Source organism: Micrococcus flavus (assembly GCF_014204815.1).
GTDB classification, from domain to species: domain Bacteria; phylum Actinomycetota; class Actinomycetes; order Actinomycetales; family Micrococcaceae; genus Micrococcus; species Micrococcus flavus.
Map to the genome: position 1 here is coordinate 1236115 of NZ_JACHMC010000001.1, position 16253 is coordinate 1252367.

The following is a 16253-nucleotide window of genomic DNA, read 5'->3' on the forward strand; positions in this document are numbered from 1 at the left end:
CTGGTGGGTCGGCTCAGGGGGCGGGACGGGTCTGGCGGCGCACGGCCGCCACCCGCTGCAGGACGGTGATCAGGGAGGCGGCGGCGAGCAGGGCCAGGACGGCGGTGAGCACGACGGTCGGCAGACCCAGACCGGTCAGCCCGGCGAAGACCAGGGTCAGCACGAGCCGCTCGGCGCGCTCGGCCACGCCGCCGGACGCGGTCAGGCCCAGGGACTCCGCCTTGGCCCGGACGTAGGACACGAGCATCCCCAGGGCCAGGCACACCCCGGCCAGCACCCCCACAGGGGCCGCCTGCCCGGCGCCGAAGCCCCACCAGCACAGGGCCAGGAAGATGGATGCGTCCTGCACCCGGTCCAGGGTGGAGTCCAGGAAGGAACCCCAGGGCCCGGTGGTGCCGGCCTCGCGGGCCATGATCCCGTCCACGAGGTCCGAGAAGACGAACAGCGTGATCACGATCGTGCCCCAGAAGAGCTGGTCCATCGGGTAGAGGATCAGCGCCGCGGCGCTCACGCCCACCGTGCCCGCCACGGTCACCGCGTCCGGGCTCACCCCCGCACGCAGCAGGGCGCGGGCCACCGGGGTGAACAGGCGGGTGGTGGCCCCGCGGGCGTGGCGGTCCAGCATCAGGCGGACGCCCCCGGGGTGCGGGGGGCGTCCGTGCCGGTGGGCGCGGACGAGGCGGCCTGCGTGTTGCGCTCGCGCCGGGCGGCGTGCTCGGCGGCGGCCTGCGGCCAGACCCGCGCGAGGATCTCGCGGGTCTGCCCGAGTGTCTGGGACATGTTCTTGGTGTGGGCGATGATCGGCAGGAAGTTCCCGTCCCCCGTCCAGCGCGGCACCACGTGCTGGTGCAGGTGCGCGGCGATCCCCGCACCCCCGGCCACGCCCTGGTTCATGCCCAGGTTGTAGCCCTTGGGGCGGGTGGCGGCCTCGAAGGCGAGCATCGCGGTCTGCGCCAGGTCCGCCATCTCCCGCGTCTCCTCGGCGGTGGCGTCGGTGTACATGGGGATGTGGCGGTACGGGCACACCAGGAGGTGGCCCGGGTTGTACGGGTACAGGTTGAGGATCACGAAGCACGTGGCGCCCCGGTGGACGATCAGGGAGGACTCGTCGTCGCGGGCCGGGGCCGCGCAGAACGGGCACGTGTGTTCGTCCGTGACCTGGTCCGGGCCGGCCTGGATGTAGGCCATGCGGTGCGGGTTCCAGAGCCGCTCGAACGGGTCCGGCACGCCGGGCAGGGCGAAGGCGTCCGTGGTCGCGGCATCCCCCGCCGGGTCCCCGTACGGGGACCCGGCGGGACCGCCGGCGTGGGCGCCGTCGTCGTCGGGGCCGGTCACGGGGTCACCTCGCGGTCCCGCACCGCCTTCACGATGCGGGCCACGGCCTCGTCCACCGGGACGCCGTTGTCCTGCGTGCCGTCCCGGAAGCGGAAGGAGACCGCGCCGGCCTCGGCGTCCTCGCCGCCGGCGATCAGCACGAACGGCACCTTCTCCTTGGACGCGGAGCGGATCTTCTTCGGGAAGCGGTCCGAGGAGTCGTCCAGGCGCGCCCGGATCCCCTCGGCGCGCAGGCGCGCGACGACGTCGCCCAGGTAGTCGTTGAACGCCTCGGCCACCGGGATGGCCACGACCTGCTCGGGCGCGAGCCACGCCGGGAAGGCGCCCGCGTAGTGCTCGGTCAGGACGCCGAGGAAGCGCTCGATCGAGCCGAACAGGGCGCGGTGGATCATCACGGGACGCTGACGGGTGCCGTCGGCGGCCTGGTACTCGAGGTCGAAGCGCTCGGGCAGGTTGAAGTCCAGCTGGATGGTGGACATCTGCCACGTGCGGCCGATCGCGTCGCGGGCCTGCACGGAGATCTTCGGGCCGTAGAAGGCGGCGCCCCCCGGGTCCGGGACCAGCTGCAGGCCGGAGGCCTCGGCGACCTCGGCGAGGGTGCGCGTGGCCTCCTCCCAGATCTCGTCCGAGCCGACGGACTTCTCCGGGTCCTTGGTGGAGAGCTCCAGGTAGAAGTCGTCCAGGCCGTAGTCCTTGAGCAGGTCGAGGACGAAGGTCAGCGTGGTGGTGAGCTCCTCCTGCATCTGCTCGCGGGTGCAGTAGATGTGGGCGTCGTCCTGGGTCATGCCGCGCACGCGGGTGAGGCCGTGGACCACCCCGGACTTCTCGTACCGGTACACCTGCCCGAACTCGAACAGCCGCAGCGGCAGCTCGCGGTAGGAGCGCCCGCGGGAGCGGAACACCAGATTGTGCATGGGGCAGTTCATGGGCTTGAGGTAGTAGTTCTGCCCCTGCTTGGTGATCTGCCCGGTCTCCGGGTCGCGCTGCTCGTCGATCTGCATGGGCGGGAACATGCCGTCGGCGTACCAGTCGAGGTGCCCGGAGACCTCGTAGAGGTGCTGCTTGGTGATGTGCGGGGTGTACACGAACTCGTACCCGGCCTGCTCGTGGCGGGTCCGCGAGTAGTCCTCCATCTGCTTGCGGATCACGCCGCCGCGGGGATGGAAGACGGGCAGGCCCGAGCCGAGCTCGTCCGGGAAGGAGAACAGGTCCAGCTCGGCGCCGAGCTTGCGGTGGTCGCGACGCTCGGCCTCGGCCAGGCGCTCCTGGTAGGCCTTGAGGTCCTCCTTGGAGGCCCACGCGGTGCCGTAGATGCGCTGCAGCTGCTTGTTCTTCTCGTTGCCGAGCCAGTACGCGGCGGCGGAGCGGGTCAGGGCGAAGCCGTTGCCGATCAGCTTGGTGCTGGGCAGGTGGGGGCCGCGGCAGAGGTCGCACCACACGGCGTCGCCGGACTTGCGCTCCACGTTGTCGTAGATCGTGATCTCGCCGGCGCCGACCTCCACGGAGGCGCCCTCGCCGGCGTTCTCGGCGTCGTCCTTCTTGCCGAGCAGCTCGAGCTTGTACGGCTCGTCCGCCATCTCGGCGCGGGCCTCGTCCTCGGTGACCACGCGGCGGCGGAAGGTCTGGCCGGACTTGACGATGCGCTGCATCATCTTCTCCAGCTGCTTGAGGTCCTCCGGGGTGAAGGGCTCGGCCACGTCGAAGTCGAAGTAGAAGCCGTCCATGATGAACGGGCCGATGCCGAGCTTGGCGTCCGGACGCAGCTGCTGCACCGCCTGGGCCATGACGTGGGCGGTGGAGTGGCGCAGCACGTCCAGGCCGTCCGGCTCGGTGAGGTCCACCGACTCCACGGACTCGCCGCCGTGCAGCTCGCGGGAGAGGTCCCAGAGCCGCCCGTCCACGCGCATCACCACCGTGGTGGGCTGGTCCGCGAAGAGCTCGGTGCCGGTGATGCCGTGGGTCACCTCCCGCATCTGTCCGTCGACGGTCAGCAGGATGTTGTTCGGCTCGCTCACGAGTGCTCCTCAATCGGGTCAGGCTTCCGGGCGGGTGGCGTACGGGGGCCACCGCCAGCCGCGGTCCATTCTAGGCGGGCGGGACCAGGCGGGAGGCCGGGGCGGCCGCTCCCTGCGGTGCGGGCGCGGGGGCGGGTCCCGGCCGGGCCGCCACCCGGGCGGCCATGGGCACCGCGACGTCGGGACGCACCTTCACCGGCCACCCCCCGGTGCCGTGGTGCGGGATGTCCGGCACGGCGCCCGGGACCTCGACGCCGCGGCGGCGCAGGGCGGCGGAGCGGCGGTCCGCGGCGAGCCAGGCACGCCAGCGGTCACGGGTGGCGTCCAGGTAGTCCGGGTCCGGGAGCGTCTCGGGGCGGTGCAGATCCCACGCGCGGACCGCCTGCACGGACACCGCCCGGGCGCCGGTGCGGCGGACGGTGCCCTCGATCAGCAGCAGCCGCGCGGAGAAGAGCATCTCCCCCGAGGCGTGCTGGGCCTCGGTGAAGAAGGAGGCGTCCACGCAGCCGGTGCCGTCGTCCACCGAGAGGAACACCACGCGCTTGCCCGAGCGCATGGGCGGGGTCTGGGTGGCCACCCGCACCCCGGCCACGAGCACGCGGGACTGGGTGCGCCGGGACAGCAGGTCCTTCGCCCGCGTGACGCCGAGGGCGTCCAGGTAGGGGGCGTGGGAGTCCATGAGGTGGGCGGTCACGTCCAGGGCGGTGAGGTCCAGCTCGGTGCGCACCGCCGCGTCCCGGGACGGTTCGGGGAACAGCGGGGCCAGGGCCGTCAGCTCGGTGTCCGGCAGGTCCAGGGCGAGCTGCCCGTCCACCTGGCGCGGCCGGGATGGCCGCGAGCGCCGCGCGGCGCGGCCGGGGGCGTCGCTGCGCGTGGCGGAGTGCTGCAGCTCGAGGTGGTGGACGAGGTCGGTGCGGGAGGCGCCGCCGGGGGGCAGGAGGCAGTCGAGGGCCCCGAGCTGGGCGAGGCGTTCGAGGCTGCGGGCGGTGGGGCGGGCCCGGTCCCGGACGTCGGCGAGGCTCGCGTAGGGCCGTCCGGCGTCGAGACGGTCGATCTCGGCGTCGCTGAGCCCGGAGAGGGCGGTGAGGGGCAGGCGGATGCCCCAGCGGTCGGCGTCGGAGGGGGCGGCGTCGGGGACGCTCCGTCCTGTGGGGCGCCCGTCCACCTCGGGATGGGAGGGGATGCGCTCGACGCGGACGTGGCGGGTGGAGCGGTTGACGTCCACGGGCAGGACGGGGATGCCCATGCGGCGGGCCTCGGCGACCATGAGGCGGGCGGGGTACATGCCGGGGTCGTGCTCGAGGATCGCGGCCATGAAGGCGGCGGGGTGGTGCGTCTTGAGCCACGCGGAGTGGTAGGTGGGCACGGCGAAGGCGGCCCCGTGGGCCTTGCAGAAGCCGAAGGAGCCGAAGGCGTGGAGGGTGGCCCAGACCTCGTCGATCACGTCGAGGCCGTAGCCCTTCTCGAGGGCGGCGGAGCGGAAGAACGCCTCGACCCGCCGCTCCTCGGGGCCGCCGATGAGGCGGCGCAGCTCGTCGGCGCGGGCGAGGCCGCAGCCGGTCATCACGTCCATGGTGCGCAGGACCTGCTCGTGGAAGACGGTGACGCCGTGGGTCTCGGCGAGGACGGGCTCGAGGTCGGGGTGGGGATAGTGGGCGGGGGCCCACCCGTGGCGGTGCTCGAGGAAGGGCCGGACCATGTCGGACTGCATGGGGCCGGGGCGGAAGAGGGAGATGTCCACGGTGAGGTCGTTGAACTCCCGCGGCTCGAGCTTGCCGATCAGCTCGCGCTGGCCGGGCGACTCGATCTGGAAGCAGCCGAGGGTGTGGGTGGTGCGGATCATCTCGTAGGTGGCGCGGTCGTCCAGGGGGACCTGCTCGAGGTCGATCCGCTCCCCCGTGGTGCGCTCCACCTCCTGGAGGGTGTAGGCGATCGCGGACTGCATGCGCACGCCGAGGATGTCGAGCTTGAGGAAGCCCATCGGGTCCATGTCGTGCTTGTCGAACTGGCTCATGGGCAGGCCCATGCCGGAGGGCTGGACGGGGGTGCGGTCCAGCAGGTGCGCGTCGGAGAGGATGACGCCGCAGGGGTGCATGGAGATGTGGCGGGGCAGGCGGTCCAGTCGCTCGGTGAGGTCGACGAGCAGGTCGAGCTGGTGGCGCCCCTCGCGGCGGCCCGAGTCGATGCGCCCGGCGAGGTCGGAGAGCTCGGGCATGCGGGTGAGGGCGCCGCGGAAGTCGGAGGCGGAGAAGCGCCAGAGCTGCTTGGCGATCCCGTCCACCTCGTGCTCGTCCATGCCGAGGGCCAGGCCGGCGTCGCGGACGGCGCCGCGGGCGCGGTAGGCGTTCTGCATGCTCATCAGGGTGGTGCGCTCGGGCCCGAAGCGGGCGACGACGGCGTGGTAGATCTCGTGCCGGCGGGCGGACTCCACGTCGATGTCGATGTCCGGGAGGGTGGAGCGGTCGTCCGAGAGGAAGCGCTCCATGATCAGGCCGTTGGCCATGGGGTCCACGTGGGAGATCCGCAGGGCGTGGTTGACGAGGGAGGATGCGCCGGAGCCGCGGGCGGCCACGCGCACACCCATGCCCTCGATGAGGTCCACGACGGCGGCGACGGTGAGGAAGTACCCGGCGAAGCCCAGGCGGGTGATGATGCCGAGCTCGTGCTCGGCGCGGTCCTCGAGGTCCCGGGCGGCGCGGCTGGTCCCGAACCGGCCGGCCCCGGTGTGCAGCGCGGGGTAGCGGGCGGCGAGGCCCTCGAGGGTGCGGCGGCGCAGCACCGCGTCCGGGTCCCCCTCGATGCCGACGACGGCGGCCTCGGGCACGCGCGGCACGCCCCACCCGAGGTCGGCCTCGGGGTCGACGGCGCAGGCCTCGGCGAGGGCGCGGGTGGCGGCCAGGAGCGGTCCGGGGCGCTCGTCCGCGGCATCGGCCACCTCCCGGGCGATCCGGTGCATGGCCTCGGTGGGCTTCAGCCAGCCCTGGCCGTTGGGCTGGAGGTCGTGGACGGCGTCCAGGGAGGACAGGGCGCGGACGGCGTCCAGGACGTCCGCGGTGGCGGCGCCGTCCGGGGCGGCGTAGCGGACCGCATTGGCGAGCACGGCGGGGACGCGGGCGGCGCGGGCGGCGCGCAGCATCTTCACGGCGTGGCCGGTGTCCAGGCGCTGGCCGGGGGCGGAGAGGTGGCTGACGACCTCCACGTGCGGCGTCCCGGCGGGCAGGGCGGAGCGCCAGCGGCGCAGCGCGGCGGCCCCGGCGGCGGTGCGACGGTGGGCCAGGTGGCGGCCCACGTCCGAGTCGGGGCCCAGGAGCACGGCCAGCTCGGGCGTGGCGGGGCGGGAGGGGTCGGCCGCGTGGGGCACGGGCCCGGTCGCCGCGGCGGCGAGCTCGGCCACCGATGCCCACGGCTCGCCGCTGGCGGATCCCCCGGTGGTGCGGGCATGGGCGGCGGACACCACGCGGCACAGGGCGCGGTACCCGGTGCCCTGCCGGCCGCCCCGGGCCAGGACCACCACCCGCCCGGCGGGCTCGTCCTCGGCCCAGCGCACGGCGAGGTCCACGCCCACGATCGGGGTGATCCCGTGGCGCAGGCACGCGGCCACGTGCTTGGCGGTGCCGTAGAGGCCGTCCCGGTCCGTGCAGGCGAGCAGGTCCATGCCCGCGGCCGCGGCGGCGGCGGCGAGGTCCGCGGGCCAGCTCACTCCGTAGTGGGCGCTGAAGGCGGAGACCACGTGCAGGTGCGGGAAGGCGCTCATGCCGTGCGCCGCAGGGTCCCCGCCGCGGCGGGCTCGTGCACGCGCACGAGCCGCCAGCGTCCCGAGTCGAGGTGATGGGCGAGGTCCAGGGTCCGCACGGGGGCGTGCGCGGCCCGGGCCAGGCTCACCTGGAGCCGCCAGATCTCGTGGTCCACGAGACCGGGTCCGCGGCCCTTCTCGGCGCGGACCTCCTCGGCCCACCAGCGCCGGCGCTCGAACCAGCGCAGCGGTCGCTCGGCCAGGACGTACTCCCGGCCCTCCCAGCGCAGGCGGGCGGGTGCCCCGTCCTGCGCGCACTCCACGGCGACGGACTGCGTGAAGGTCCCCATGCTCTCTCCCTGGATGGCTCACGGTCGGAGCCCGCCGGCGGACTGCCGGCAGGCCTCGGGGTGCGGCCACCCGGCGGGAAGATCCGGGCGGGGGAAGAATGCGGGGAAGCAGGAGGGCTCGAGGTCCTCGGATGCCGCACACCCATCATACTCGAACACATGTTCGAATGCGATGCTCTCAACGTATGAAGCGGGGCGGACACGTTAAGGCCGGGAGCGGGCCCGCCCCCGCGCCGAGCGGGCGCGGGGGCGGACGGAGGACGGCGGGCGGCCGGCGGGCGCCGTCGTCGTGGGCGGCGGGACCGGGGCTCAGGCCTTCACGTAGGCCGGGAACGGCACGGGCTCGGCGAGGGGCTGGCCGGCCGAGTCCATGTCGATCCCGAGGTCGCGCGCCCACACCACGCGGGTGCCGCCGGCGTAGACGGCCGTGTTGCGCTCGTCGAGCTCGAACACGCGCGCGCCGCGGAGGGTGTGCTGGTCCCACGTGCCGTCGTTGAGGCCGTACGTGTCGAACCCGGTGCCGGGGGCGTAGCCGAGCTCGATGCCGAAGAAGTTCCCCTTGTAGGTGTTGATGTGGTCATGGCCGCAGTAGATGCCCTTGACCTCGCCGCGCTCCTTCACGGAGGCGTAGATGCCGGAGTTCACGAGGCCCATGTACACGTCCTCGTGCTTCACGCCCTCGATCCCGAAGCGGGCCACGGCCGAGGCGTGGTCCGAGGCCTCCTCGACGCTCTGCGCGGCATGCCACAGCTGGGCGTGCTCGTGCGTGGGGATGTGGAAGAACATGAGGCCGGGGTTCTGCTTGCCGAACCGGGACGCGGTGGCCTCGGACGTCTCCTCGTACCAGCGGACCTGCTGGGGGCGGATCCAGTCGTAGGACTTGAAGCCGCCCGTGGACTGGCCATGGGTGTCCGCCTCGGTGGCGTACCGGCCGGAGTCCAGCAGCCAGATCGCGAACGCCGGGGCGGCGCCGCGGGAGCCGCGCACCAGGATCTGCGCGTTGCTGTGACCGGGGACGCCCGGGACCGGCGCCGGGTTGAGGTTGTGCTTGTACTGGCGCACGAAGTCGAGGATGCGGGACTCCGTCATGGTGGTGCCGTGCCCCTCCACCGAGTCCTCGTCATGGTTGCCGAAGGTGATGGCCCACTTGACGCCGCGCGACTCCATGGGGGAAACGAAGTTGTTGTACGCCTGCTTGACCTCGAGGTCAGTCTTCGGCGAGCCGTCGATCACGTCGCCGTTGATGAGGGCGAAGTCGGGCCGCTCCCGGTCCAGGACCTTGCCCATGAACTCGAGGGTGCGGCGGTCCGAGTCGGCGCCACCCTGGGTGTCGTTGAACTGCACGATCCTCATGCGGCGGGACGGGCCGAAGGCGAGCGGCATGGCCGCGCTCGCGGAGTGGCCGCGACGGGGACCGCCCGCATGGGAGGGACGGGCGTGCGCGGGGGCGGCGGCGAGGGTGCCGGCCGCCGCCAGCGCGCCGGCGGTGAGCAGGCCGCGGCGACCGACGCCCGAGGTGGCGTCGGGGGTCGGCTCGGGGTGCGGGGCGAAGGTCTTCTCGGTCATGGCGGTCCCTCCTGGAGTTCGGCGACGCGCGGATCGCGGCGCCGACGCCGACGCTAGGAACCCCCGGTGGCCCGGGCGTGACACCGGGGAGAGGGGCCGGCGAACACCGTGGGAACGGCCCGACGTGGGCTCGGCGCGCTGCCGCGCCGGTGCCGCCCCGAGCCCGCGGAAGGGCCGCCGGAAGGGGCGCTCCGTCCTGTGGAAAGTTTGGGCTGGACGCGCCGGGACTGCCTAGACTGCGTGACGAGCACCACTCGACCGCCCTCGGCGGTGGCGCCGCGGGACCGGCGTCGGAGGTGCCCGCGGAACCGGACGTCTTCTCAGGAGGGGACCATGACGACCCTGCCCACGCCTCGGCGCACCCTGCGCCGCCACCGACTCACACGGACGAGCACCTTCGGGGCGGCGCTCCTGCTGGCCCTCGCCGCCTGCGGCGCCGACTCCCCCGATCCGGACGCCTCCCCGAGCGAGCCGTCCGCGTCCGTGACGCCCGGTCCGGCCACCACGACGACGGCGGCGGCCCCCGCCTCGGAGTCGGAGTCCTCGTCCGCGAGCGCCACCGCGGGCGGCTCGACGAGCGGGTCCCCCACCGACGACGGTGCGTACGTCCCCGCCTCTGAGAAGGGACCGGCGCGGAACGTGCCGAAGCCCGTGATGCCCGAGGCCGTGAAGGAGGACACCCCGGAGGGAGCGGAGGCCGCAGTCGAGTACTGGTGGGACGCCGTGTACTACCTGCAGCAGACGAACGACCCGGAGCCGCTCAAGGCGGTGTCAACCACGGAGTGCAAAATCTGCTCTTCCTACATCGACACGATCGACCAAATTTACACTTCAGGCGGATGGCACACTGGCACAGCACCCTCCATCGACTCGATCATTACTCAGGATCTGGAATACGCCAGCTCCTCGACAATGCTGATGACAATAGAGGCAGGACGCGCATATTCAGAGGATGGCGCTGTTGTAGCCGACACGGAAGTGCCGCGGGAATCCAAGCAGCCCTGGCGGGCAATTACTCGGTTCGACGACGCTAAATCTCGGTGGCTGGTCGAAGAAGCTACCTACGAGGGGGCAGACGAGTGAGACCGTCTCGCATTCTCGCGCTGGTGCTCGTATCGCCACTTTTAATGACAGGGCCCGCATTGGCACAAGACAGCTCGACCACTCGCTGCGCAGAGAGAAACAGGAACGCCTCCGTAAATGGTCAGTCCATTGCTGTGGAAGTTGGCTGCTCAGGAGACGCCACCGAAGAGGCTCTCCAAAGGGCCAGAAAACTGGCGGGGGGAGAGGTGCAGAGTGGCGACCAGACTTCTGCCACACCCCCACCCACCACGAAACGCACCACCCTCGTGAGCGGCTGCCTCGAGAGCCTCGCCGGTGAGCCCGGCATCGACGGCTGCTTGGGGCAGGAGGATGCCTTCTGCCCCGGTGAGGACAGCACGTGGGTGGTCCCCGAAACCACGGACACGGCCGCCCCCGGCGAACCGCCCACCTACGGCATGCGTCAGTGCACGCAGTCGGGTGCCGGACCGGACCCGGCCGCGGACGGGGTGGACGCCCGGCCGGCGGTCAGCATCGACGACGTCGCCGAGCTGTTCGCTCCGGAGCCGCGGATCCTCTCCGACGACGAGGGCCGCGGCGTCCGCAACGCCGAGACGAACTTCTACACCGAGGGCGAGGTCCGGACCCTGCGCACCACCATGAACGGCGAGGAGGTGGACCTGCGGCTCACTCCCATCCAGTACATCTGGGACTACGGGGACGGCTCCGCCCCGCACGTCACGTCGGTGCCCGGCAGTGCCCAGCCCGGCTTCGACGTCCCCACCGCCACCAGCCACGTCTACGAGGAGACCGGCGCCTACCCGGTGACCCTCACCACCGTCTACGTGGGCGAGGTCCGGTACGCGGGCGGGGACTGGCAGCGGATCGACGGGCAGATCACCCGCACCGCCGCCCCCGAGACCGCGGACATCTGGACCACGTCCACCCGCAACGTCGCCGAGGACTGCGCCGCCGACCCCGGAGCCTGGGGCTGCACAGGACCCGTCGAGAACCCCTGATCAGAGCAGTGTGCCCTGCTGCTCCCCCAGCTCCTCGATGAGTTCCGGGCCGTTGTTCCGCACACTGCCCACCGCGCGACCCACCGGGCGCAGGGCCCAGCCGCGGGCGATGTCGAACGCCTGGCCGGTGACCTCGGCCACCCGGGCCTCGGCCTCCTCGGCGGAGCCGAGCTTCACCGGCTCCAGCCAGGCGTCCATGGCCTCCGGGGACAGGGGCACCGGCAGGCGGTCGTGTAGGTCGCCGAGCTGGGCCAGCACGGGGTCGGCGTCGTCGTCGGACGGGGAGTCCATGGTGAGGATGGAGGCGGACAGCACCCACGGGTCCTGCCCGCGCGCGTCCGCCTCCGGGTCCTTCCACCACTCGTAGAGGCCCGCGAACCAGATCACCGGACCCTCGCCGTCGCCGGCACCGGCCGGGTGCACGTAGTACGGCTGCTTCTGGGCCGCCTTCCCGTCCGGACCCTTCGACCCCGGCTCCGGCGCCTTCCACTCGTAGTACCCCTGCACCGGCACGGCGCACCGGCGCGCCCGCACGGCCGAACGGAACGTCGGCTTGGACGTCACCGTCTCCGACCGCGCGTTGAAGGCCCGCGAGCCCACCGCCAGCTCCTTCGCCCACGGGGGCACCAGGCCCCACCGGGCCACATGCAGCTCCCGACGCACGGCCCCACCGCCGCCGGCCCCGGCGCCATCCAGCACACGCTCCACGAGGATCGGCACGTCCGCGGTGGGCGCCACGTTCCAGTTCGGGCGCAACTCCAGTCCCCCGTCCGGCAGCTCCCCGCCGCCGAGCGCCACGAGGTCACCGGCCGCGCGGGCCATCACATACCGTCCACACATGCGCCCGAGTCTAGGGACCCGTGGCCAGGCTCACGACGCCGGCACCGCCTCCCGCGCGCTGCCCCGCCCCGGGCGCGTGTGATGGGATGGACGGGCACGTCCGCGCCGCGGCTCGCGCCCCACGCGCCCGCGGCGACGGACCCACCGACCCCACATCCTCAGGAGGACACCGTGCCGCAGAAGGTGCGCGGCGTCGTCGCCACGGCGAAGGACGCCCCCGTCAGCATCGAGACCATCGTGATCCCCGACCCCGGTCCGGGCGAGGCCGTGGTGGACGTCAAGACCTGCGGCGTCTGCCACACGGACCTGCACTACGTCCAGGGCGGCATCGGGGACGAGTACCCCTACCTGCTCGGCCACGAGGCCACCGGCGTCGTCTCGGCGATCGGCGAGGGCGTCACCCACGTGGCGGTCGGCGACACCGTCATCCTGAACTGGCGCGCCGTGTGCGGCGAGTGCCGCGCGTGCAAGAAGGGTGAGCCGAAGTACTGCTTCAACACCCACAACGCCGCCCAGAGGATGACCCTGGAGGACGGCACGGAACTGTCCCCCGCCCTGGGCATCGGCGCGTTCGCGGAGAAGACCCTCGTGCACGCCAAGCAGTGCACCAGGGTCGAGGGCGTGGACACCACGCAGGAGCAGGCCGCCGTGGGCCTCCTGGGCTGCGGGATCATGGCCGGCATCGGCGCGGCCATCAACACCGGCGAGGTCAAGCGCGGCGAGTCCGTGGCTGTGATCGGCTGCGGCGGCGTCGGCGTGGCCTCGATCGCCGGGGCGAAGCTCGCCGGCGCCACCACGATCATCGCGGTGGACATCGATGCCAAGAAGCTCGCCAAGGCCAAGGAGCTCGGCGCCACCCACACCGTGAACTCGAAGGACGAGGACCCCGTGGAGGCCATCCGCGCGGCGACCGGCGGCTTCGGCGCCGACGTGGTCATCGAGGCGGTCGGCCGCCCGGAGACCTACGAGCAGGCGTTCTACGCCCGGGACCTGGCCGGCCGCGTCGTCCTGGTGGGCGTGCCCACCCCCGGCATGGAGCTGAAGCTGCCCCTGCCGGAGGTGTTCGGCCGCGGCGGCTCCCTGAAGTCCTCCTGGTACGGCGACTGCCTGCCGGAGCGCGACTTCCCCATGCTCGTGGACCAGTACCGCCTGGGCCGCCTGCCGCTGGACGCGTTCGTCACCGAGACCATCGCGCTGGACCAGGTCAACGAGGCGTTCGAGACCATGAAATCGGGCGACGTCCTGCGTTCGGTGGTGGTGCTCTGATGGCGCGCATCGACCACGTGGTCACCTCCGGCACCTTCTCCCTGGACGGGGAGACCCACGAGGTGGACAACAACGTGTGGATCGTCGGCGGCGCGGAGCAGTGCGTCGTGATCGATCCCGCCCATGACGCCTCCGCGGTGTGGCGCAAGGTCGAGGGCCGCCAGGTGCTGGCGATCCTGCTGACCCACGGGCACGACGACCACATCCGCCAGGTCCAGGAGTTCCGCCAGATGGTGGACGCCCCGGTGCTGATCCATGCGGACGACGCGATGCTCTGGGACGACGTCTTCCCGGACGAGGCCCCGGACGGGCACCTGGCCGAGGGGGACGTCTTCCGGATCGCCGGCACCGAGCTGCACGTCCTGCACACGCCGGGCCACTCGCCGGGATCGGTGTGCTTCCACGCTCCGTCCCTGGGTGAGGCCGGAGAGGACGGCGAACCGACCGGCGTGCTCTTCTCCGGCGACACCCTCTTCCAGGGCGGGCCCGGCGCCACCGGCCGCTCCTACTCGGACTTCGACACGATCATCGAGTCCATCCGCACGAAGCTCCTCACGTTGCCCGCGTCCACCGTGGTGCACACCGGGCATGGCGACTCCACGCGGATCGGCGAGGAGGCCCCGCACCTGCAGGAGTGGATCGACCGCGGCGAGTGAGCCGCGGCGCCGCCCCTGCGCGTGCTCCGACCGCAGCATTCCGTCAGGACCGCCTCATCCGGACGCGGTCCTGACGGAGAGCGGCGGTGGCACGGGATCGAGGTCCGGCGCGGATGCGGGAGAATGTCTCCCCGTGAGTGACTCCCCCGCCCCCGCCGTCCCTGGCCGTCCGCGCGTCGTCCTGCTCGGGGGCGCCTCGGGCGCCGGCAAGTCCTACCTGGCCCGGCGGTTCGGCCGGCCGCACCTGCCGCTGGACGCGTACTACCGGGAGATCGGCGAGGACCCGGAGCACGGCGGGTCCGGTCCGGCGCTGCCGCGCACGGACTACGGGGAGATCGACTGGGACCACCATCTGACCTGGAACGAGCAGGCGGCGGTGGACGGCATCGTGGAGCTGCTCGAGGAGGGCGCCACGCTGCTGCCGACCTACGAGATCAGCATCTCCTCCCGGACCGGCTCCACCCCGCTGGCCCTGGACGGGCCGGGCCCGATCATCGCGGAGGGCATCTTCGCGGACCGGATGATCGCCGCCCTGGACCGCGTGGGGGTGACCTACGCGGCCCTGTACATCGACTCCCCGCGCACGGTCACCGCCGTGCGCCGTTTCGGCCGGGACGTGGCCGAGCGTCGCAAGCCCGTCCCGTTCCTGGTCCAGCGGGGCTGGGCGCACTTCCGCTCGGACCGCCGGGACCGCGCCCGGGCCGTGGCCGCCGGCTTCACGCCGGTGCCCAAGGCCCGGCTCAAGCGGCTGCTGCGTGAGGCGGCAGCGGAGCCTCGGTGAGCGTCAGCCCACGCGAGCCCGCCCATCCGGCGTACTCCGTCTTCAGGGCCGCCACGAATCCCGGGACGTCGACGCCCGGGGCCACGTCCGTGGCGGCGCCGACCGTCCGGGGGTCCATCTCGAGCTCCAGCAGCCGGTAGACGTCCGTGAGCACGGCGCGCAGCGGGGCCGGGTCGGCCACCACCACGTGGGTGGAGAACAGGAAGGCCCCCTTGACCACGCGCTGGGCCGCGCCGGCCAGCTTGACCGGGTGCGCCGGCGCCGGACCCTGGATCGAGTACTCCCCCGGGCAGTACTCCCTCGGGATCTTCCCGATCGAGGACGCTACCCCAGCCCGCGCGAACGCGGCCACGAACAGCTCGGCGAACTCCGCGAACCGCGCCTGCTGGGTGAGGGCGGCGTCGTCCTGGAGGGCGAGGTGGTCCACCACCACACACCCCGGATGGTAGGCGGCGGCCCGGCCCCCGGCCCGCCGCACGGCGGGGACGAACCCGTGGTCCCGGCACGCCTGCGCGGCGGCCTCAAACCCGGGCAGGCGGGCGTCGCGCTGCCCGAACGCCACGGTGGGCCGGGGCACGTACACGCGGATGAGGTCCTCGCGGGGCTCGCCCGCGGCCGCGGCGGCCCGGTAGGCGCCGAGCTCCGTGGAGGCCCACTCGAGGTCCTCGGCGGCCCCGAACGACGCCGGCTGCTCGGCCCAGCGCAGCACCTCGCCGTCGTCGGCGGGCGCCTCGGCCGGCCCCGCCGACGTCGTCGCGCCAGCGCTCACAGACCGCCCTCGGTCGGCCAAGCCCGGACGGTCAGGGTCTGCTCGACGTGGGCGAAGGGGCCGTCATCGTCGTGGAGGACGGTGCTGGTCAGGCCCACGCCGTCCGGGCCCACGGTGACCTGGCCGGCGAGGCCGAGCCAGGACCCGGACGGCTGGCGGAACAGGTGGATCTGCAGGTCCACGTTGGGGAAGAACCAGCCGCCCGGCCGCGCGGGCAGGGCCGGGGCGATCCCGTTGGCGGCGTCCGTGAGGCCGATCAGGCGGACGAGGTCCGTCGTCGCCTCCCCGGCCACCATGTCCACGTCCGTGGTGAGCCACACGCGCCCGTGCCCGGCAGCGTGCCCCGCCACGGTCACCCCGGACAGCGAGGCGATGTAGCCGCCGTCCCAGCCGGACAGCGCGCCGTCCTGCACCGCCTCGGTACGCGGCGGCAGGGGCTCGTCCGGCAGCTGCGCCACAGCGGCGGTGTCCGAGGCGGAGAGCAGCCACGCGCGCAGGGTGAGCACGGCGCGGCCGCGGGCGTGCAGGACGGACTCGACCAGCTCGATGGTCCGACCCGGACGGATCGTGCGGGTGACCACCTCGAGCTCACCGGACCACAGCGTGCCGAGGATGTCGTAGCTCAGCCGCCCCACCCGCAGCCCCGCGGTGGTCTCATGGGCCTGCACCTCGTGCATCAGGAGCCCCGACACCGCGGCCATGTGCATCTCTTCAGCGCGCCACGCCCCCTGGGCGTGCACGGTGGAGCGCACGCGGGAGGTGCGGACGCCGTCGTCGTCGCTGACGGGATCGGCCAGGCGGATGTAGTACGCGCGCGGGTCGTCCGCGGGCTCGGGGCGGTCGGCGGCGGGGGCCTGGGTCTGCACGGTCATGGGCGGAAGT

Annotated in this window: 14 protein-coding genes; 5 read left to right on the forward strand and 9 right to left on the reverse strand. The window is 73.1% G+C overall.

Going from position 1 to position 16253, the window contains the following annotated elements:
- Positions 1 to 13: 13 nt before the first annotated feature.
- The 6 genes from pgsA to BJ976_RS05740 all read right to left on the reverse strand — a co-directional run bounded on the left by pgsA (position 14) and on the right by BJ976_RS05740 (position 8999).
- Positions 14 to 625, reverse strand: coding sequence for a phosphatidylinositol phosphate synthase (pgsA, locus tag BJ976_RS05715; RefSeq protein WP_135027764.1), 612 nt, complete (start codon positions 623 to 625; stop codon positions 14 to 16).
- Positions 625 to 1335: an HIT family protein gene (locus tag BJ976_RS05720; RefSeq protein ID WP_376698711.1), complete on the reverse strand. Its 711-nt coding sequence runs from the start codon at positions 1333 to 1335 to the stop codon at positions 625 to 627. Before BJ976_RS05720 ends, pgsA begins: the two co-directional genes overlap by 1 nt.
- Positions 1332 to 3350 carry a threonine--tRNA ligase gene (thrS, locus tag BJ976_RS05725; protein ID WP_135027767.1) on the reverse strand — a complete coding sequence of 673 codons (2019 nt, stop codon included), beginning with the start codon at positions 3348 to 3350 and terminating at the stop codon, positions 1332 to 1334. Before thrS ends, BJ976_RS05720 begins: the two co-directional genes overlap by 4 nt.
- 70 nt (positions 3351 to 3420) lie before the next feature.
- Complete coding sequence (locus BJ976_RS05730; RefSeq protein ID WP_135027770.1) at positions 3421 to 7104, reverse strand: DNA polymerase III subunit alpha; 3684 nt, start codon at positions 7102 to 7104, stop codon at positions 3421 to 3423.
- The gene (locus BJ976_RS05735) at positions 7101 to 7433 is read right to left on the reverse strand and encodes a DUF6504 family protein (RefSeq protein ID WP_135027773.1); all 333 of its coding nucleotides are present in this window, start codon (positions 7431 to 7433) and stop codon (positions 7101 to 7103) included. Before BJ976_RS05735 ends, BJ976_RS05730 begins: the two co-directional genes overlap by 4 nt.
- Before the next feature lie 309 nt (positions 7434 to 7742).
- Positions 7743 to 8999, reverse strand: coding sequence for a metallophosphoesterase family protein (locus BJ976_RS05740; protein ID WP_135027777.1), 1257 nt, complete (start codon positions 8997 to 8999; stop codon positions 7743 to 7745).
- A gap of 333 nt (positions 9000 to 9332) precedes the next feature.
- Between BJ976_RS05740 and BJ976_RS05745 the strand changes: the two genes are divergently transcribed.
- Both BJ976_RS05745 and BJ976_RS12185 read left to right on the forward strand, forming a co-directional pair.
- Positions 9333 to 10082: a DUF6318 family protein gene (locus BJ976_RS05745; RefSeq protein WP_135027780.1), complete on the forward strand. Its 750-nt coding sequence runs from the start codon at positions 9333 to 9335 to the stop codon at positions 10080 to 10082.
- 266 nt (positions 10083 to 10348) lie between these two features.
- A complete protein-coding gene (locus tag BJ976_RS12185) occupies positions 10349 to 11059 on the forward strand; it encodes a PKD domain-containing protein (RefSeq protein ID WP_229667062.1) in 711 nt (236 codons plus the stop codon).
- Here BJ976_RS12185 and BJ976_RS05755 read toward each other — a convergent pair whose 3' ends face one another.
- Entirely contained in the window at positions 11060 to 11899 is an 840-nt protein-coding gene (locus BJ976_RS05755) for an SOS response-associated peptidase (protein WP_135027783.1), read from the reverse strand.
- Positions 11900 to 12070: 171 nt separating this feature from the next.
- On the opposite strand from BJ976_RS05755, the gene BJ976_RS05760 reads away from it, so the two are divergent.
- From BJ976_RS05760 to BJ976_RS05770, 3 genes are all read left to right on the forward strand, one after another.
- Complete coding sequence (locus tag BJ976_RS05760; RefSeq protein ID WP_135027786.1) at positions 12071 to 13165, forward strand: S-(hydroxymethyl)mycothiol dehydrogenase; 1095 nt, start codon at positions 12071 to 12073, stop codon at positions 13163 to 13165.
- Complete coding sequence (locus BJ976_RS05765) at positions 13165 to 13821, forward strand: MBL fold metallo-hydrolase (protein ID WP_135027788.1); 657 nt, start codon at positions 13165 to 13167, stop codon at positions 13819 to 13821. Before BJ976_RS05760 ends, BJ976_RS05765 begins: the two co-directional genes overlap by 1 nt.
- 133 nt (positions 13822 to 13954) lie before the next feature.
- Positions 13955 to 14602 (forward strand): uridine kinase family protein, encoded by a 648-nt coding sequence (locus BJ976_RS05770; RefSeq protein ID WP_135027791.1) that lies wholly within the window; start codon positions 13955 to 13957, stop codon positions 14600 to 14602.
- Here the strand turns inward: BJ976_RS05770 and BJ976_RS05775 are convergent.
- Entirely contained in the window at positions 14562 to 15311 is a 750-nt protein-coding gene (locus BJ976_RS05775) for a lipoate--protein ligase family protein (RefSeq protein ID WP_135028494.1), read from the reverse strand. The genes BJ976_RS05770 and BJ976_RS05775 overlap by 41 nt on opposite strands.
- A 56-nt stretch (positions 15312 to 15367) precedes the next feature.
- Positions 15368 to 16243, reverse strand: a complete 876-nt coding sequence (locus BJ976_RS05780) for a thioesterase family protein (RefSeq protein WP_135027794.1) — start codon at positions 16241 to 16243, stop codon at positions 15368 to 15370.
- Positions 16244 to 16253 lie beyond the last annotated feature (10 nt).

Bases quoted from the DNA above. Each gene is read 5' to 3' on its own strand.
- BJ976_RS05745 (WP_135027780.1), top strand. From the start codon at position 9,333: ATGACGACCCTGCCCACGCCTCGGCGCACCCTGCGCCGCCACCGACTC.
- BJ976_RS05735 (WP_135027773.1), bottom strand. From the start codon at position 7,433: ATGGGGACCTTCACGCAGTCCGTCGCCGTGGAGTGCGCGCAGGACGGG.
- BJ976_RS05740 (WP_135027777.1), bottom strand. From the start codon at position 8,999: ATGACCGAGAAGACCTTCGCCCCGCACCCCGAGCCGACCCCCGACGCC.
- BJ976_RS05780 (WP_135027794.1), bottom strand. From the start codon at position 16,243: ATGACCGTGCAGACCCAGGCCCCCGCCGCCGACCGCCCCGAGCCCGCG.
- BJ976_RS05755 (WP_135027783.1), bottom strand. From the start codon at position 11,899: ATGTGTGGACGGTATGTGATGGCCCGCGCGGCCGGTGACCTCGTGGCG.
- BJ976_RS05765 (WP_135027788.1), top strand. From the start codon at position 13,165: ATGGCGCGCATCGACCACGTGGTCACCTCCGGCACCTTCTCCCTGGAC.
- pgsA (WP_135027764.1), bottom strand. From the start codon at position 625: ATGCTGGACCGCCACGCCCGCGGGGCCACCACCCGCCTGTTCACCCCG.
- BJ976_RS05730 (WP_135027770.1), bottom strand. From the start codon at position 7,104: ATGAGCGCCTTCCCGCACCTGCACGTGGTCTCCGCCTTCAGCGCCCAC.